Source organism: Paraburkholderia sp. MPAMCS5 (genome assembly GCF_036016995.1).
Taxonomy (GTDB): Bacteria; Pseudomonadota; Gammaproteobacteria; order Burkholderiales; family Burkholderiaceae; genus Paraburkholderia.
The window spans coordinates 843,755-861,784 of record NZ_JAYXBK010000001.1 but is presented as its reverse complement, the minus strand read 5'-3'; the positions used below and the strand labels follow the sequence as shown (position 1 = coordinate 861,784).

Here is an 18,030-nt window from a genome sequence, read left to right as displayed (position 1 = left end):
GTGAGACTTGATACTTTCGCCTGGCAGCAGATTCCGAAGAACCCGCCGCCGCGTCACGCATCAAGCGCCCACACTTATCGGCTGTTAGTTTTTAAAGATCGATCCGCTCACGTCGCGCCGCCCACCTCAACCACCCGGCACCGCTTCGTTCTGCGTCGCTGCATCAGCAGCAGAGAAACGAGATTATGAAGAACTTTCGCTGCGGCGTCAACAGGTTTTTGTTACTGACTGAACCCGTCACCACCGCTGGAAGCCTTGCCACTGCTGGCTCTCCCGCTTCCCGTGCCCCGGCGTCCGGAGCACGAAAGAGCGAGATTCTAGCGAGCCAATCCGCACCTTGCAAGCGTTATTTTGACAGACAGGAATTGCGCCTGAAAGAACGCACAGACGCAGCAAAGAAAGTGCACGGGCAACCCGCGGGAATAGACGAGAACGCCCCGACTCCAGAACCGACTCCAGAACCGACTCCAGAACCGACTCCAATCAGGCAACCGCACGCTTGCGCATGACGCGCTCCACCACTTCAAGATAGTGATGCAGATCCGGCGTCGCGCGATGTTCTTCTTTTGCACGGTCATCCCATTTACGCAGACGCAGCGCGTCCTGTGCATAAGGCTTCTGCAGAAACGCGTGCGCTTCCTCACCGCTGAAGATGCCACCCTGCAGTTCCAGGCTTCGCACCGAATCGGCGGAAAGCTGGCCGAAATAGGTGTCGTCGATTGCGCAAAGGCAGCGCTTCGCGTCGACGTGCAGACGAATCGGCTCCAGCACCGCATCCGGCAGCACGGGCCGCAGGAACGGCAACGCGAAATATTGGTGCAGATCGTCGATGCCCCGCTCGGTCGGCGTCTCGCCCTGCAGATTGAGCAGATGCCCAAGGTCGTGCAAAAACGCGGCGGCGACGAGTTCGTCGTCGGCGCCGGCGTCTTCGGCCAGCGCGCCGCTTTGCAAGGCGTGTTCGAGCTGCGTCACCGGCTCGCCGCTATAAGCGAGGCCGCCGTATTGCTCGAACAGGGAACGAATGTCGCTCACACTCAATGCCACGCTATTACTCCCACGGTAATGAAAAGGTCTTCAGGTTGGTAAAGCTCTTCATGGCTTCCTGAACGCCTTCCTTGTAGCCGAGCCCCGAGTCCTTGATGCCGCCGAACGGCGTCAGCTCGATCCGGTAGCCCGGCACTTCCCACACGTTGACCGTGCCGACCCGCAACTCGTTGATGAGACGCGTGATCGCGTCCTGGCGGTTCGTGCACACGCCGGACGACAAGCCGAACGACGTGCCGTTACTGATACGGATGGCGTCGTCCAGCGTCTCGAAGGCGATGATCGGCGACACCGGCCCGAAGGTTTCCTCGCGCACGAGCGTCATGTTGGGCTCGACGCCTTCGAGCACCGTGGGCGAATAGAGCGCGCCATCGCGCCGATTCCCGATACGCAGACGCGCGCCACCAGCAACCGCCTCGTTCACACGCGTTTCGAAGAGCTGCGCCGCCGCGGCGTCGATGACCGTCCCCATCTGATTGCCGGCATCGAATGGATCGCCGAACGTCCAGGCCCGCGTCTTCTCGACAACCAGATCGGCGAAATCCGCCGCCACGCGCTTTTGCACGAGCATCCGCTTGACCGCCGTGCAGCGTTGCCCGGAGTTCTTATAGGAGCCCTGCACGGCGAGCGTGGCCGCGCGTTCGAGATCGGCGTCGTCGAGCACGATCAGCGGGTCGTTGCCGCCGAGTTCCAGCACGACGCGCCTGTACGCCGCCTTCGCCGCAATGTATTTGCCGATGGCCACCCCGCCCGTGAACGTGACGAGTTCGGCCAGCGGGTGTGTGATCAGTTCATCGGCGATCTCGCGCGGGTCGCCGGTCAGCACTTGCAGCATCGGCGCCGGCAAGCCGGCTTCGTACAGAATGTCGGCGAGATAAAGCGCGGAAAGCGGCACCTTTTCCGACGGCTTCACCACCACGCGATTATTCGTCGCAATGGCCGGCGCGATCTTGTGCGCGACCTGGTTCATCGGATGGTTGAACGGTGTGATGGCAACGATCACGCCGGCGAGCGGCTCGCGCTGCGAAAACACGCGCCGCCGCTTGCCATGCGGCGTCAGATCGCAGGAGAAACTTTGCCCATCGTCGCGCAGCGCCTCGATCGAGGCGAACCTGAACACGTCGGCCACGCGTCCGATCTCGTAGCGGGAGTCCTGCTTCGACAAGCCCGATTCGAGCGAGATCAGATCCGACGCTTCTTCGGTTCTGTCACGCAGCAGCGCGGCCGCGCGTTCGAGAATCTGCGAGCGCTCATAGCGCGTGAGCTTCGCCTGATAGGCCGCCGCGTAGTCGAACGCGGCGCGCACATCGTCGATGCTGGCGAGCGCGACCGTGCCGACCCGCGTGCCCGTATAAGGGTCCACGACATCGAGCGAACGCGGCCGCGCCGCACGTTCGCCTTTGAGCCGCAGCGTTTCCGCCCGAAACGCCGGATGATCCCGCAGCGTCGCGTTCATGATGCCCGCACGCGATTCAGCGCGATGTCGAAGATATCGAAGTTGCGCAGCCTTTTGCCGCTGTCGGCGCCCGGCAACGGGTCGACACGCCGGTTGAACAGCAGCGGCACTTCCTGTTCGGACAGGCCGCCATGCGAGCGCAACGGCACGGTCAAGCCGGACAGGTCGTGCTCGTCGCGGCGCGTGCCGAGCACGACATGCCTCGTGCCGATCACGACAATATCGCCGACGCGGTCGTTCGGCAGTTCGAAGCGTTCGCACGCCTCGCGGTTATCGAGCACGACTTCGATGCCGCGCAGTCCGCGCATCCGCTCGATGACCTGCGCGGCGCTCGCCTCGCGCGGCAAGTAGACCGTCGCGAAAGAGCCGAGCGCGCCGTGATGCACGACATACGGGTCCGTGATCGGCAGAATCACGCGCGCCTTGCTTGCGCCGAGCCATTCGTCGAGCACGTCCTGCAGATAGATCACGTTCGGCTCGCCCGTCTGCGGATCGTGCTTCGCGTTCATGCCGTGATCGGCGGTGAGGCCGATCACCCAGCCGAGCGCGTCGAGCTTCGCGAGATAGCCGTCCATCATCGCGTAGAACGCGTTCGCGCCCTCGGTGCCCGGCGCCCATTTGTGCTGGATGTAATCGGTCGTGGACAGATACATGAGGTCGAGCTTGCGCGTTTGCGCGAGCCGCACGCCCGCGGCAAACACGAACTCCGACAGGTCCGCGCTGTACACGTCGGGCAGCGGCAAGCCGACCAGATCGAGCACCTGGTCGATGCCGTTTTCCTCGCGCGTCGCCTTGTCGGCTTTCTCCGCCGAAAAGCAGATGCCGTTCAACTGCCAGCCGAGCAGCCGGCGCAACTTGTCCTTCGCGGTGACGACGGCCACCGCCGCGCCCGTCTGCGCGGCGGCGGCCAGCAGCGTGCCGGCGCGCAGATAAGCGGGATCGTTCATCATCACTTCCGCGCCCACGCCGCCGTTCGCGTCCGGGTCCCAGAAGTAATTGCCGCAGATGCCGTGCACCGAAGGCGGCACGCCGCAGACGATCGACAGGTTATTCGGGTTGGTGAACGACGGAATCACGCAGTCGCCCTTGAAGGCCGCGCCGCCCGCCAGCATCCGCCCAATGAACGGCGCGACGCCGGCCGCGACCGCGGCTTCGAGATAATCGAATTCGCAGCCGTCCACGCACACCACGACCGTCGGCCCGGCGGGCAACCGGTAGCGGCGGCCGTTGACTTCGATCGTCTGTTCGCTTGCGTTTGCCATTGTTTTCGCCCTCTGCGTGCCGGGCACGCGTATTCAAAGTCAATCGGTAATGGCCGCGTGAGCGCTTCAATCGTCCGATGCCGCCGCGCTGAACGGACTCTCCGCATTGCCGCCCTCGCCGCACGCCTCGCGCGCGCGCTTCAGGCCGCCGTTCACATGCGCGTGCATCAGCGCCGCGGCATGCCCGGCGTCGCGTGAAGCGAGCGCCGTCAGAATCGCGCGATGCTCGGCAAGCGAGCGCTCCATCGCATCCGGATGCACGACCAGCGCGGCGCGCCGGAACAGGCTCAATTCGCTCACCAGCCTTCGATACGTCTCATACAGCTTCAGGTTGCCCGACGCCGCCACGATCGCGTCGTGAAACGCGACGTTAGCGCGCGCGTAGGCATCGTGATCGCGCGCGTCGAGCGCCGCGCGCATCGCGTCGAGCCAGTCGCGCAATGCCGCGAGCCGACGCGCGTCGATGTTCGCGGCCAGCATCCGGCACGCCGCCTCTTCGAGCACCGCGCGCACCGCGTAAATCTCTTCGGCTTCAGCCAGCGACACAGTCCGCACGAACACGCCGCGATTCTTCTCGGTGCGCACGAGCCCCGCCTGCTCCAGCGCGCGAAACGCCTCGCGAACCGGCCCACGCGACACATGCAGGCGCGCGGCCCAGTCGGCTTCGTTGAGCTTGTCGCCCGGCTCGAGTTGACCGTCGACGATGTGCCTTTCGATTTCGTCGCGAACCAGCGCCGTCAGCGAATGTCTGCGCACGACGTCGAGCGGATCGACAGAAACAGTTTGCATATATTCGGTCATTTTGACAACTTTCGCCACAAGCAAAAAGGGGCGCGCGCCGGGTTTGACGCGCAAGCGGAAAAATCGGGAGGTGCGGCTTACTCCGTCCGACGGCGCGGCACGCGTGCGGCGATCAGCAGCAGCGCCGCGAGCGAGACGAGCAGCAGAATCAGCGACAAAGCCGACGCGGGCAGGTAGTACCCACGCTCGACCTGGCCGACGACGACAATCGGCACCGTCGCGAAACCAGGCGGATAGACAGTGAGCGTCGCGCCCAGCTCGCCAAGCGACAGCGCGAAGCCGAGCGCGAGACTCGCGCGGATCGCGGGCACGAGCTGCGGCAACACGACGCGGCGCAGCACCATCGACGGCGGCGCACCGAGGCTCGCGGCCGCTTCGCGCAGAACGGTCAACTCCGGGCGCAACGCGGCGGCGGCGCAGCGGTAGCAGAACGGCAACACCAGCGCGAGTTGCACGAACACGACGATTGCCGCGGAACTCGACAGATCGACGGGCCGCTTGTGATACGCGATCAGCACGGCGAGCCCGAGTACCACGCTCGGCACGCCGTTGGGCATCATCGCGATGGTGTCGACGACCGCGCCGAGTCCGCGCCGGTCGCGTCCTTCGAGCGCGAGCGCGAGCCACAGCCCCAGAATCGTGCCGAGCACCGCGACGCCCATGCCGATTTCGAGACTTGTCGCGAGCGCATCGAAGTCGCTCGAACCGAGCCGCTCGAACCAGCGCATGCTGAAGCCGTCGGGCAGGATCGTGCCGGACCAATGCGCGGCCACGCTGGAGAGCGCCACGACGATCACCGGCAACACGAAAAGCCAGAAGCACAGGAGCGCGGCAAAGCCCAGAAAGAGACCGCCGAGCATTCGCACGACGAGGCTTCTGCGCACCGGACGCGCCTTCCTGTGCATGACCGGCAGCACGGTCGGGTCGAGTTCAACGGCCATGGCCCGCTCCTTTCACCTTGCGACGGTTGACCTGGCGGTACAACGCGTACAGCGACAAAGACATGATCAGCATGACGACGGCGCCGGCGGCGGCCGTCGGCAGATCGAGGTCGACGGTGGCGGAACTGTAGATCGCGACCGGCAAGGTAATCAGATGGGCGCTGCCGAGCACGAGCAGAATGCCGAACTCGTTGAGCGTGAGCAGAAAGCACAAGATGGTGCCCGCCGCGATGCCCGGCCACGCGAGCGGCAGGATCACCCTGAACGCGACCATCCAGCCGCCCGCGCCGAGACTGCGGGCGGCTTCGATCAGGCGCATGTCGAGGGTCGCGAACGAGGCCAGCGTGGGACGCACCACGAACGGCGCGTAGAACACGACTTCGGCGAGAATCACGCCGCCCACGCCGAACAGGAAATCGAGCGGCGGCGCCTCCAGACGAAAGAGCCGCTGCAAGCCGATGCTGACCGAACCTTGCGAGCCGTACAGAAAGATCAATGTGAAGGCGACCAGAAACGACGGAAACGCGACGAACAGTTCGAGAAAACGCGTGACCATCCGCGCGCCGGGAAACGGCTTGAAAAATAGCAGCGACGCGAGCGCCACGCCGAGCAGCGACGCGAGGCCGGCGCTCGCGAACAGAATCCACAGCGTCGTGCCGATCACGCCGCGCGTTTCCGGATTGCCGAAGAACTGCGCATACGCCTGCAGGCCGAAGCCATGCGGCCCGCTCAGGCTCAGCGCGACAAGGCGCACGAGCGGATAGATCACGAGCGGCCCGAGCACGACCACCGCGATGAACAGCAGATGCCATTGCGCCACGCGCTCGCGGCGCTTCACCGCGGCGCGATGCGAGGCGGCGCTCGCGCGGCGGCGGGAGTCGGCGGCGTTCAGCGGGTTCGGCGCATCAGGGCTTGATAAGGACGACATCGTCTGCCTCGTAACGCAGGGAAACACGCGCGCCCTTCTCCGGCATCATGCCGTGGCCGCGCTGCATGGTGACGAGCACGGGTTCGTGCGGCATCGCGTCGAGCGCCACCGAGACCGACAACACCGCGCCGTACCATTCGACCGACGCAATCGCGCCATGCAGATGCCCTTCGCCGAGCGGCACGATCCGCAGCGCTTCCGGCCGCAGGCACGCGACGCGCTCGCGCTCGTTATAGCGCGCGTCGTCCATGCCGAACGCGATTTGCGGCGGCAGCAGATTCGCCGCGCCGAGATAGCGCGCGACGAAGCCATCGGCCGGCGTGTCGTACAACTGTTGCGGCGTGCCGAGTTGCGCGATGCGGCCTTCGCGCATCAGCAGCGTGCGGTCCGACAGCACCAGCGCGTCGTCCTGATCGTGCGTCACGCAGACAATCGTCAGGTTCGGCAGGCGCTCATGCAGCGCCTTCAGTTCGGAACGCACCGACGCGCGCAGATTGGCGTCGAGCGCGGAGAGCGGCTCGTCGAGCAGCAGCACGTCCGGCTCGATCACGAGCGCGCGCGCCAGCGCCACGCGCTGCTGCATGCCGCCCGACAGTTGCGCGGGCATCACATGGCCGGCGTCGCCGAGTTGCACGAGTTTGAGCGCGTCGGCGACGCGCCGCGCGATGTCTTTCGCCGACGCGCGGCGCGCACGCAAGCCGAACGCGACGTTTTCGAACACGGACAGATGCGGAAACAGCGCATAGCTCTGAAACAGCAGACCGAGATTGCGCCTATGCGGCGGGACGTGCGTGAGATCGTGGCCGGCCACAGTCAGCGTGCCGGACAGCCCGTCCGCTTCGATGAACCCGGCGATGAAGCGCAGCAGCGTGGTCTTGCCGCAGCCGCTGCGGCCGAGCACCGTGAGCAGTTCGCCGCGCTGGATCGTCAGCGACAGATCGTCGAGCACCGTGCGCGCGCCGAAGCGCACCGTGAGGTGGTCGATCTGCACGCCGCCGGGCGCGTCTGAACGCGCGGCGTCGAGCGCGTCCGGTGAGGCGCCGAGCGCGCCTGGGTGAGCAAGACTGGCCGTATTCACCGGATTCATCCTCCAACGAGATAGATGCTCATGCAGCGCCTTCGCGATTCACAACAAACCGCCAAGGCGCCGCATGCTTCGACTGAACTGCGAACCGCCGCTTACTTCGGCTTCACCACTTCGATCTGCTTGCCCGACGAGCCGATCACGTCGTTCTTCCAGCGCGCGGTCCAGTCGGCTTTCTTCGCCATCACCTGGTTCCAGTCCACCGGAATCAGCTTCACGCCGCTGATCGCCTGCTTGACGGCCTCGCCGTTCTTGCCCGCGAGCGGCACGTCGCTGCGGCCCGGAATGCCGAAGATGTCCGGCACCTTCGCCTGCACTTCCGTCGACATCAGGTAGTCGATCAGCTTCTTGCCTTGCGCCTGATTCGGACCGTTCTTGATCAGGCCGATTGCGTACGGCAGCTGGAACGTGGTCGGCTGGCCGCCCGGCGCTGCCGCGAGGAACACCGGCTTGAGCGACAGGCCGCCGTTGGCCGCGTCGTCGAGATCCATTTGCAGGTCGCCGTTCGCGAACGCGATTTCGTTGCGCGAGAGCAGCACGTCGAGATAGCCCGTGCCCTTGGTGTGGAACTTGGCGCTCTGTTCGAGCTTCTTCAGATAGTCGAACGCCTTGTCTTCACCCATCAGCGACGACGTCAGGATGATGACAGCCATGCCGTCGCCCGCCGTCGCCGGATTCGAGTAGGCGATCTTGCCGCTGTAGTCCGGATGCAGCAGATCGGCAAAAGTCTTCGGCTGGGTCTTCGTGACTTCCGGGTTGACCGCGAACGAGAAGTAGTTGTTCACGAACGTGGCCCACGCGCCGTTCGGCGCCTTGGCGATCGCCGGGACGTTCTTGTAGTTGGCGCTCTGATACGCCTGCAGCAAGCCGCTCTGATCGGCCTGCTGGATGAACGGCGGCAACGTGACGATCACGTCCGCCTTCGGCTGATCTTTTTCGATGGTGGCGCGGTTCACCACTTCGCCGCTGCCCGCCGTGACGATGTTGACCTTCACGCCTTCCTTCTTTTCGAAGGCCGGCAGCACGTCCTTGTAGAGATTTTCCAGGCCGTCGGCGGTGTACAGCACCACGGCGTCGGCCGCATGCGCCTGCATGGCGACGCCGCCGAACGCCGCAGCGGCGACGAGCGCCGGCAACAGCTTGCGTGCGAGGCCCGCAGCCTGAGAGGAATTTGTCTTTGTCATGTCGCTTTCTCCGAAAGGCAAAAAACCAGACGGTCGGGAAAACCCGATACCTGTTGTGATTGAACAGCGCGTGCGCCGCGCCGTTTGCGCTTTATCTGCTAAGTGCCTGCTTGCTGCTCGCGTGCGTGTTGCCTGCATGATGCGCGCAGCCGGCCGCCGGGCGATTCGTAGATTGCAGATTGCCGACAACCGGACTGCGTACTTCTCCAGCCGGACTACAGCCTGCCTGCTACCTTCGCGCTGCCTGCCGTGCCTGTGTGGGCACGGCAAGAATCACAGGTTTCGATGACAACGCCATGACTATTCTGTCGAATTCCAAAAAATGACACAATTCGCCAATATTAGCCAAGCCTCACAGGCGTGTCGGAAGAAGTGTTTGGCTTGGGGTTTTTGATGGCTCCCGGCGAGTCGCGTCGCGGCTTCGGCCGGGACAGCGTGGAGGCGGCGCCGCTTTCGGCCGAGGGGGCGCAGCGCCGCTTTCCGGCACGCTCAGGCAATTACGATTTCCGGGCCGTGCGCCGTGATCGCTTTGCCGAGCGCGCGCTCGGGCGCCAGTTCGGTCACGAGATAGCGCGCCGATTCGATACCGTTGATGCGCACCGGCGTGACGCGCCCGAACTTCGAATGATCCGCGACGACCACCACCGTGTCGGCGGCCGCGATCATGCGACTGCGCACTTCGGCGGCCATGCGGCTGTAGTCGGTGAGATAGCCGTCCGGCGAAATGCCGCCCGCGCCGATGAACGCGAAGTCCGCGTGGTACTGCGTGAGTTGCTGGACCGTGTCGAGCCCGAAGGTGGCGTCTTCGATATCGGAGAGTTCGCCGCCGAGCAGCGTCACGCGATTGTCGTTGCGCCGGCCGAGCAGCAGCGCGATGCGCCAGTCGTTCGTGTACACCGCCAACCGATGCCGGTCGAGCAACGCCCGCGCCACCGCCTGCGTGGTGCTGCCGGAGTCGATGATGAGCGACGCGCCGTCGGGCACGTACTCGGCCGCGCGCTCGCCGATCGCGCGCTTCGCGCCGGCATTGGCCGCTTCGCGCGTGTCGAGGTCGGGTTCGCGGCGGTCGCTGGACAGCGCGCCGCCGTGCGTGGTGACAAGCAGGCCGCGTCCGGCCAGCGCGTTCAGGTCACGGCGAATGGTCTCGCGCGACACGTTCAGTTCGCGCACCAGCTCGGCAACCGAGAGCGCGCCGGTTTTGGCGACTTGCGCCAGGATGTATTGGTGACGCTGTTCTGCGAGCATTCAGGGCCCTTTCTTCATCATCCCGCGCGAGCTTTGTCACGCGGGGCATTTCTTCGTCAAAAGCCCTTTGGATAAGGGCTTTTCGTATCCGCGACCTACGTCGCAGGAGACGTCTACGACCATTTGCAAGCGGCAAACGCCAGACGTTGGCGTCACTTTCTCTCGCTCGCCAACAACCCGCGCCGACCACGCGATTCGATGCCAAGGCCGCGAAACAGCTCAAGCCTGATAGCCACATCAGCTTCGAAGCGTTCACGGGCCTGCGTCTCGAAGCGGCTGCCCCGCGCCGCAGTTGGACCTGCCGATTCAAGTTGCCCGTCGACGGATGCGTCGGCAGAAGCTGGGGGAATGGCAAGCCATGTCCTATGCTGCCGCGGTCGTCGAGTGGCAAGAGATTCGGGCGCGCCGCGACGCGGGTGAAGATCCCGTTCTCACACGCTGGGCCTCGAAACGGCCGGAGTCGGCTTCGACGCCGGAATCATACACGGTGCGAAAAGTGTGTGATGACTTCCTCACGGGGCACGTTGAACCGCACCGCGACTCGTTCGGCGCCGCGCAGTCCCGTCTGCGCATCATAGGAAAGATCGCCCCGCTCGCCGGTTTGCCAGCGGCCTCGATCACGCGAAAAACAGGCGTTCGATCTGTTCGATGGAGAGCGTCAAGCACCGCGGCACGCTGCGATTCTTCGATGCTGCGCCCGGAGTGTGGCGCCGCGTGGGATTCCGCGCTGGACGCAGGCCGCGTTCCAGAGGACACGACAGATTGCTGGCGCGAGGTGGAGAGGTTCGTGACGCCGGGTTCGAGTCGATCGTCGCGCGCGCGAGGTCTTCACGCCGCACCGATTTCTATGCGCCGATGTCGCGTGCCGCTCATCCCTTATGCGCGTCGCGCCGGATGCCTTTGCAGATCGGTCATCACTTTGGGCACATGTTCTGGCGACAGTCGAATGACTGATGCCCATCGAGACAAACGAACTTCGAGGAATGCGCATCGACAGCGCCCGAACGCTCACATGGAGGCGCGCGATTCCGCAGGCGCGCGCCGCTCGCCTCGCTTCGGCCTGAGGGCCAACCGGGCACATCCGAGCGCCACGGCCACGAGGGCGCTGCCCGCCCACGGCGTCAGCAACAGCGCACCGCGCTCGACCAGCAGGCCGCCGAACGCGGCACCCAGCGCCACGCCCATGTGCATCGCCGACACGTTGAAGCCGACGCTCGCATCCGCAAGCCCCGGCGCCGTTCGAATGAGATAGCTCTGCACGATTGGCGAGATCGACCAGCTAATGCAGGCCCACAGCATCATCGCGGGGACGAACAGCAGCCTGGAGGCGGCGGCCACTGGAAGCACCGCCATTGCGCAAAGAAAGACGGCTGGACAGCACCATAACGCTCGCTTCGCGCCGAGCCTGTCCGAACTCTGGCCGCCGAGCCATGCGCCGCCGACACCCGCAACGCCGAACGCGACAAACAGTGCAGCAAGCGTCGTGGCATCGGGTGCGCGCAGCGCTTGCAGATAAGGCGCCAGGTAGGCAAAGAGCGTGAAATGTCCGCCGATCATTGCAATCGTCACACATTGCGCGGCCATCAGCCGGCGCTGACCGAGCATGGCGCGCCAGGCGATGGGCGCGTCGGGCGCGGCGCCCCCCGGCGTGACGTTGTGCGGCACGTGGCGGCCGAGCCAGATTCCCAGCGGCAGTGCCGGCAGCGCAATTGCGACGAACACCGCGCGCCAGCCCCACCACTGCGCGATCTGCATGCCGATGGGCACACCCAGGACGAGCGAGCCACTGATCCCCATGAAGACGATACCGATCGCGCGGCCGCGCCGCGCGGGCTCGGTGAGCGAGGCGGCTAGCCGGGTCGCAACCAGAATGAGTGTCGCGCAGCTCCCCGCCATCAGGATGCGTGCACCGAAGAGGCTCGCGTACCCCGGGCTCGCCGCCGCAATCAGGTTAGCGACCGCGAACGTCATGAGCGATGCAAAGAGCGCGAGGCGAAATCCGGTGCGCGCGACGAACGGCACCGCTGCAAGCGCGGCCAGTGCGAAGACGGCGGAAAAAATGGTGGTGAGCTGGCCCGCTGCGGCCGTGGAGACCTGTAGCCCCGAGGCGATCTCGGGCAAGATGCCCACGCAGATGGTCTCGGCGACGCCGGCCAGAAAGGCGGTAGCAGCGAGTAGATAGACGCGGAAGTCCATGAAGTACCCCCTCAGTGCGATCTACGGCGAAATGAAGAAGCCCATGGAGGAGCGATCCATTCCGGGCGAGCAGATCATGCAGGCGCAAGCGTGTTGATCTGCTGTAACGCATCTTCGGCTTTCTTTATCGACTGACAGAGCAGTTGTAGCTTTCCCTTTGCAGGGGCCAAGCTCCCCGCTTAAAAATCCTAAGACCTTTCGATTTGCATCCTGCGCGGGCATTGAACCAGTTAAGAAGAAATGTGCCGTATTAGCAAGCAGAAACAAGCCTCCACGATGCAAGTTCATCGACCGGCTGGAAAAAATGCTTTGGCTGATAGAAGCAGTGCTAACGATCATGTTCATCACTTTGAAGAGCATTCCCATTGCACTGGGTTCACCCGCCTGTTCATCGGCAAGATCTGCAAGCGGTGAGCGCATCCGGCCTGCCGCAGTCTTCGTCGCGCCGCGCATCTACCTTCCCGGCGGGCATCTGCGCATGGTCTCCGGTCATTAAGCCTCGTTGGCCGCCTCAAAGAAATTCGCGAAGCGCGAAGAGACTTCAACACTGGGGATCTGGACGGATGACAAAAAGCCGGGTGCGAAGCAACCTACGATCGCCGTATGTAGGCCTTTAACCCCGCGGCGAGCGCCGCGAACGTCACCGCGCAACGCGCGCTCTCGCGCAGATCCTCGTGCATGGCGACCCAGGTGTCCATCGCCAACGAAAAACTGGCCGGTAGCACTCGTACAAGCGTCTTGTCCTGCGCGGCCAACGCCAATTGGCATGCTCCAATGCCAAAGCCCGCGCGGATCGCGCCGAGCTGGGCCAGGTCGCTGTCGGCACGAAACGCCAGGGCAGCGCGTGAGAACATCGGGAATCGATCCTGGAACTGGCGGATGAACGCGTTCTCGTGATCAAAGCCGACGATCGCATGGCGGGACAACTCATTGATCGATTTCGGTGTGCCGTGCGCTGCCAGATAGCGTTTGTGAGCATACAAACCCACTTCGATGCTGCCCACGCGTTTGGCCACCAATGCTTCCTGCGTGGGCCGAAGCATGCGCACCGCGATGTCCGCTTCGCGATGCAGCAAATCATCCACCTTGTTCGACAACACTAGTTCGATGATCAGTTCCGGGTGCTCGTTGCGCAATGCAGCGAGAATAGGCGGAAGCACCTCGACGCCGATCACCTCGCTTGCGGTCAATCGCACCGTGCCGCGAACGCCTGCGCCATGGCTGCTGGCCACCCGAAGCAGTGCAGCGGAGGTCGCGGCCACGCCGGCCGCATACGGCTTCAGTTCGAGCGCCGCGTCGGTAGGCGCGAAGCCATCGAACGAGCGCGTGAAGAGCTTTAATGCCAGTGCCGATTCAAGACCGTCGATGTGGCGGCCGATCGTCGGTTGAGTCATACCCAATGCGCGGCCGGCCGCCGACAGTGAACCTGTCTCCAGGACCGCCAAAAAAGTTCGGTACCACTCCCAGTTCGGTTCGCGTTGATTCATGGTATGCATTTTTTTATAGACCCAATGCAACTCTAGGCAATTTTCGTTTGGTCGTCTAATGAGCACACTACGGACTTCAGCAGCAACATCGATCGACGTTCACGGAGTCAATAACGAACATTGCAGCCCTCGACGCCCGGACATCGCGCCACCCGGGCGCCCGCGTTACCGCCGTACGGACCGTTCTGAACGCTCACTGAAAGGAGAATCATCATGTCCAACGTAGCCCTGTTCGGCGCCGCCGGCGTCATCGGCCAAAGCATTGCCTCTGCTCTCAGCAGCAAAGGCTGTCCCTACCGCGTCGTGGGCCGGACCGAAACCAGCCTGCGCAAGGCATTCGGCGCTGATCCGCTCGCGCAAATCGTCACCTGGAACCCGGACTCGCCCGCTTCCGTGCTGGCCGCAGCAAAGGGAATCGAGACGCTGATCTATATGGTCGGCGTGAACTACTGGCAGTTCGAACTGCATCCCGAGCTGATGCGCAAGACGATTGATGGCGCGGTTGCCGCCGGGGTCAAGAACATCATCCTGATCGGCACCGTGTACCCGTACGGCATGACAGAACCCAACCCGGTGCGCGAGGACCACCCGCGTGAGCCGCACACGTTCAAGGGCCGCATGCGCAAGGCGCAGGAGGATCTGCTGATGCAAGCGCATGGCGACGGCCGCGTCAACGCAACGGTCCTGCGCTTGCCGGACTTCTATGGCCCTGGCGTGGAAGCCAGTCTGCTGCACCGCGCGGCGCAGGCTGCGGTGAACGGCGGCATCGCGGACATGCTCGGGCCGATCGACCGCCCGCACGAGTTCGTCTTCGTACCCGACGTGGGTCCGGTGGTTGCGCGGCTGATCGATACCTCCGCCGGGTTCGGGAAGATCTGGAACCTCGCGGGCGCAGGTGTCACGACGCAGCGCGAACTGGTGTCGGAGATGGAACGCCAGACGGGCAACAAGCTCAGGTTGCGCGTGGCGGGCAAGACGATGCTGCGACTGATCGGCCTGTTCAACCCTTTCATGCGCGAGATGGTCGAGATGAACTACCTGATGACCGACCCGCTGATCATGGACGATTCGGCACTCCAGCAACTGATCGGGCCGATCCGCAAAACGTCCTATGTGGAAGGCATCCGGCAGACGATTGCTTCGGTGAGCGCTTGACCCGAAATAATGCCGTCAATCTGGGCGACTTCGTCCGATGATCGTTCCTGGCCGATGGCTATCCGACGCGGAAGGCCGTGGTCGACCCTGGCAGACTTCCGGCGTGCTCGAAACCAAACGAGCGTAGTCAGACCATTATCGCCTTCGCGAAAACCTCACCCGCACGCGCGCGCTATCGCTAAACTACTTCTGCGGCTTCATCTAGCATCAATCGCGTTCTACCCCAGTACTTTTCTGTAGCTACCTTTTACGTGTCAGCTATGCGTGAAAACACATTCGAGCTTCGCGAATGTGCGCGCAGGGAATATGCGCGTGCTCGCCTGCGTGTCGCAACGGCCCGTCTTATGCGCGCTGAGTCGTCTGTTGAAAAGGCCCGCGCTACCTGCTGGGTGATCGCCTGGGCAAGTGCGATTGGTAACCTTCACTTTCATCGATTCGTCGATGGCCGGGTCGGATACAGGCTGAGGCGCTAAGGGTTCGCCTCGCAGGCGTCTGACATGTGAACGCAGTGCGGCAGGAAAAGTGGCTCAAGATCTCTCCTTACCTTCTTCCGAGAATGGCGGTCCCGGTTAACCGGTTGCTCCATCGGAGGTAGATATCAGCAGGACGTGTCATTGCTTGTACACCGTTAAAGAGAGGCGCTCGCGAAACGGCATACACGTGCGTTATGATTCGCGCGATACCAACCATGGACGGTCGTTTTTCGCAATGTCTAGCTTACGTTTGCATTTCTGGTCGATCACTGCCACGGTGTTCGCGTTTCTGGTTTCGCTGTGGATCAACCAGGAGGTGTTTTCACACACGTCTTTCGTGCAGGGCATCAACTGGATATTCCTGCCGTCCGGGGTTCGGCTTCTCGGTACTTTGCTGCTTGGGTTCGACGGTGCAATCGGCCTGCTGCTTGCCGGTCTGATTACCGACTTCCTTTACTGGTTTCCGCACGACCCGGTGCGTGCGATCGCAGGCGCGTTCCTCGGGGCTTTGGCGCCGTATCTGGTCTACCGGCTCGCGCTTGAGTACTACGCTCTGCGCGCATCGTTGACGAACCTGACGCCGAAACGGCTTCTTGTTCTGGCCGTCGCCTATTCCGTGGCGAATCCGCTATTTCATCACCTCTGGTTCGCACTAACCGATTCGACAAAGAACTGGTTCGAGAGCTTCTTCAGCATGTTCGTCGGCGACCTGACGGGCACGCTGATCGTGCTGTATACGATGAAGGGACTGTTGGCCTTGTTGCCGAAACAGCCGGGCAATTCTCGCATGTCGAATCGCATGTTCAGCATTCAGCTGGCGTTAAACAGTGCATACACCAATCAGTTAGCAACGAAGCCCACCTGATCGAGTCGCTTTCGAATAGCAGCAAGAACGAGGCAACGAATGACTTTATCGAAAAGCCATGCTCCGATTCGCTGTGCAAGAGAAGAGTGGCCCTAACAGCCACTCTTCACGCCCATCTGTACCGTTTATTCAGCTACCGACACACCGTAAGCTGAATTCAAACTGTCGATTTTTCCCTGATACGGGATGATCCAGTTGAGCCATGTCGAGCCGTTGGAGAAGCTTTTGTTGCCGACCCAGATTGGCGACAAATTCGAGCCGACAATTTTCTGGATTTCGCTGAAGCCATAATACGAACCGGATGCGTTCAAAGAAGTGCTTGTCGTGTAGACCACACCGTTAATACTGAGAACATCAAGGGTCACCGTTGGATGCGTCGTGTCGTACGGCAACTCGGTCACGTTCGACTGACTATAGGTGTTATCTCCGTTATTCCTGAAGATTGTCGGCACCCAGTTCCCGCTCATGGTCGTGTCGGGCGTGTTTCCGCCAAGGAATAAGTCGAACTTGCCGGTATTGTTGAAATCGATCAACTCTGCAGTGAAGATCCCTGCGCCAAGACAATTCGACGTACAGGGCAGAACCGGCGGCGTACCGGTTGTGCTGTAGGGAACGACAGCCGGAAGACGAGTGTCTTTCGCGAACGTGCCATCGCCGTTGTTCTTGAGAAAGTACGGCGTCCCAGCGGTCACGTTATCGACTACGACGACGTCGTCGAAGCCCTTGCCGTTGAAATCCGCCGCCGATGCGCTATGGAAGAAACCCGTGAACGGCGTGCCGGAAGAATCGGTTACCTGAACATTCCTGTATGTGCCGTTCGACTGGCTCAACAGCATATGCATCGCTTCGCCGGGGAAAGGCGACTGATCAAGGCCGTGACAGGCGAACAGCACATCAGGCTTGCCGTCGCCGTTGAAGTCGGCAACGATTGCTTTGCGCGGATGCAAACAGCCAACGTTGTTCGAGAGGATGTCGGACGTATGATCGAGCCACTGTCCATTGATCATCTTGTAGAAGTGGATCGTTCCATTGCTTCCGTCAGCACCGCAATTCGTATCGCCACAAGTATGGGTGACCATCGAATACGTTCCGTCCTGGAAGAAGTCTCCGAATGCAACAGCGTTGCCTGCCGTGACTTCGGCTGGCAGCGGTTGCGGGCCAATCGCATTGGCGGCGACGATCTTGTTCAGGTAGGAAGACGCCTGAACCGGGATCGGGACGACCAACGTCGCTGACTGGGTAGTTTGTCCACCTGCGCCGGAACAGGTCAGCGTAAATGTTTGGGCACCGCCAGAAGTCGGCGTTTCGGTTGCTGTTCCCGAAGTACCCTGCGCGCCTGACCATGCACCCGATGCCGTGCAGGAAGCCGCGTTCGTGGAGGTCCAGGTGAGCGTTGAGCTTTGACCGGCGGCGATCTTCGGTTGGCTGAACGACAGGGTGACCGACGGCGCCGGCGTTGAACTGCCACCATCGTTGCTGCCACCGCCGCCACCGCCACCGCCACCGCCACAAGCTGAAAGCAGGACCACTACTGATGTAGCGATCACCGCCTGCAAGAAGCGCTTGCCTGTTGACTTCATTCCCTCTTTCCTTTCTGTAGGTCCGCGCAGAGCGACGTCGCAAAGGCGGGCATTTCTAAAGTGCTATAAAAACTATAACGATATGGGTGAAAAGAGCGACTTTCGTTTAGGCATTAACGACCGTCCCGCAGCGAACTTTAGGGCTAGATGAAAATATTTGAATACCCAGCTCAGCGGGATAAGCCGGCTGAAGACCTGCCGTCTTCGGGGCACACCATTACTTCCTGAACGAGCCATTAAATCGCCGCCGACGCGAACAATCATGGCCGCCCGACGCCTGATCTCACCCAAACAAAAATTTGACAACCTATCTTTAGATATATATCTTA

General features: G+C 62.6%; 16 protein-coding genes. 4 read left to right on the top strand and 12 right to left on the bottom strand.

Annotated elements, in window-relative coordinates; genetic code table 11:
• Positions 1-189, top strand: a 189-nt coding sequence (locus tag VOM14_RS03995) for a hypothetical protein (protein ID WP_327627371.1), incomplete at its 5' end; no start/stop codon positions are given.
• 294 nt (positions 190-483) lie between these two features.
• Here VOM14_RS03995 and VOM14_RS03990 read toward each other — a convergent pair.
• The 10 genes from VOM14_RS03990 to VOM14_RS03945 all read right to left on the bottom strand — a co-directional run bounded on the left by VOM14_RS03990 (position 484) and on the right by VOM14_RS03945 (position 12,141).
• Positions 484-1,044: a phosphonate degradation HD-domain oxygenase gene (locus tag VOM14_RS03990; RefSeq protein WP_327627370.1), complete on the bottom strand. Its 561-nt coding sequence runs from the start codon at positions 1,042-1,044 to the stop codon at positions 484-486.
• A 4-nt stretch (positions 1,045-1,048) separates the two neighbouring features.
• Positions 1,049-2,500 carry a phosphonoacetaldehyde dehydrogenase gene (gene phnY, locus VOM14_RS03985; protein ID WP_327627369.1) on the bottom strand — a complete coding sequence of 484 codons (1,452 nt, stop codon included), beginning with the start codon at positions 2,498-2,500 and terminating at the stop codon, positions 1,049-1,051.
• Positions 2,497-3,762 (bottom strand): phosphonoacetate hydrolase, encoded by a 1,266-nt coding sequence (gene phnA, locus VOM14_RS03980; RefSeq protein ID WP_327627368.1) that lies wholly within the window; start codon positions 3,760-3,762, stop codon positions 2,497-2,499. The genes phnY and phnA overlap by 4 nt, the downstream gene beginning before the upstream one ends.
• A gap of 66 nt (positions 3,763-3,828) precedes the next feature.
• A complete protein-coding gene (locus tag VOM14_RS03975) occupies positions 3,829-4,563 on the bottom strand; it encodes a phosphonate utilization associated transcriptional regulator (protein ID WP_327627367.1) in 735 nt (244 codons plus the stop codon).
• 77 nt (positions 4,564-4,640) lie between these two features.
• A complete protein-coding gene (gene phnV / locus VOM14_RS03970) occupies positions 4,641-5,504 on the bottom strand; it encodes a 2-aminoethylphosphonate ABC transport system, membrane component PhnV (protein ID WP_327627366.1) in 864 nt (287 codons plus the stop codon).
• A complete protein-coding gene (locus tag VOM14_RS03965; RefSeq protein WP_327627365.1) occupies positions 5,494-6,432 on the bottom strand; it encodes a 2-aminoethylphosphonate ABC transporter permease subunit in 939 nt (312 codons plus the stop codon). The genes phnV and VOM14_RS03965 overlap by 11 nt, the downstream gene beginning before the upstream one ends.
• Entirely contained in the window at positions 6,410-7,510 is a 1,101-nt protein-coding gene (gene phnT / locus VOM14_RS03960) for a 2-aminoethylphosphonate ABC transport system ATP-binding subunit PhnT (protein WP_327627363.1), read from the bottom strand. The genes VOM14_RS03965 and phnT overlap by 23 nt, the downstream gene beginning before the upstream one ends.
• Before the next feature lie 101 nt (positions 7,511-7,611).
• Positions 7,612-8,700 carry a 2-aminoethylphosphonate ABC transporter substrate-binding protein gene (gene phnS / locus VOM14_RS03955; protein WP_327627362.1) on the bottom strand — a complete coding sequence of 363 codons (1,089 nt, stop codon included), beginning with the start codon at positions 8,698-8,700 and terminating at the stop codon, positions 7,612-7,614.
• A gap of 489 nt (positions 8,701-9,189) precedes the next feature.
• Positions 9,190-9,945: a DeoR/GlpR family DNA-binding transcription regulator gene (locus VOM14_RS03950; RefSeq protein ID WP_327627361.1), complete on the bottom strand. Its 756-nt coding sequence runs from the start codon at positions 9,943-9,945 to the stop codon at positions 9,190-9,192.
• 1,008 nt (positions 9,946-10,953) lie between these two features.
• On the bottom strand, positions 10,954-12,141 hold the full coding sequence (locus tag VOM14_RS03945) for an MFS transporter (protein WP_327627360.1): 1,188 nt from the start codon (positions 12,139-12,141) through the stop codon (positions 10,954-10,956).
• Positions 12,142-12,478: 337 nt separating this feature from the next.
• On the opposite strand from VOM14_RS03945, the gene VOM14_RS03940 reads away from it, so the two are divergent.
• Positions 12,479-12,637 carry a hypothetical protein gene (locus tag VOM14_RS03940; RefSeq protein WP_327627359.1) on the top strand — a complete coding sequence of 53 codons (159 nt, stop codon included), beginning with the start codon at positions 12,479-12,481 and terminating at the stop codon, positions 12,635-12,637.
• A 94-nt stretch (positions 12,638-12,731) separates the two neighbouring features.
• On the opposite strand, the gene VOM14_RS03935 is transcribed toward VOM14_RS03940, so the two are convergent.
• Positions 12,732-13,628 carry a LysR family transcriptional regulator gene (locus tag VOM14_RS03935; RefSeq protein WP_327627358.1) on the bottom strand — a complete coding sequence of 299 codons (897 nt, stop codon included), beginning with the start codon at positions 13,626-13,628 and terminating at the stop codon, positions 12,732-12,734.
• Between the two features lie 213 nt (positions 13,629-13,841).
• Here VOM14_RS03935 and VOM14_RS03930 point away from each other — a divergent pair, with 213 nt between their 5' ends.
• Both VOM14_RS03930 and VOM14_RS03925 read left to right on the top strand, forming a co-directional pair.
• Complete coding sequence (locus VOM14_RS03930) at positions 13,842-14,783, top strand: NAD-dependent epimerase/dehydratase family protein (RefSeq protein WP_327627357.1); 942 nt, start codon at positions 13,842-13,844, stop codon at positions 14,781-14,783.
• Between the two features lie 708 nt (positions 14,784-15,491).
• Entirely contained in the window at positions 15,492-16,121 is a 630-nt protein-coding gene (locus tag VOM14_RS03925; protein WP_327627446.1) for a hypothetical protein, read from the top strand.
• A 125-nt stretch (positions 16,122-16,246) separates the two neighbouring features.
• On the opposite strand, the gene VOM14_RS03920 is transcribed toward VOM14_RS03925, so the two are convergent.
• Positions 16,247-17,701 carry an FG-GAP repeat domain-containing protein gene (locus VOM14_RS03920; protein ID WP_327627356.1) on the bottom strand — a complete coding sequence of 485 codons (1,455 nt, stop codon included), beginning with the start codon at positions 17,699-17,701 and terminating at the stop codon, positions 16,247-16,249.
• Between the last annotated feature and the right edge of the window lie 329 nt (positions 17,702-18,030).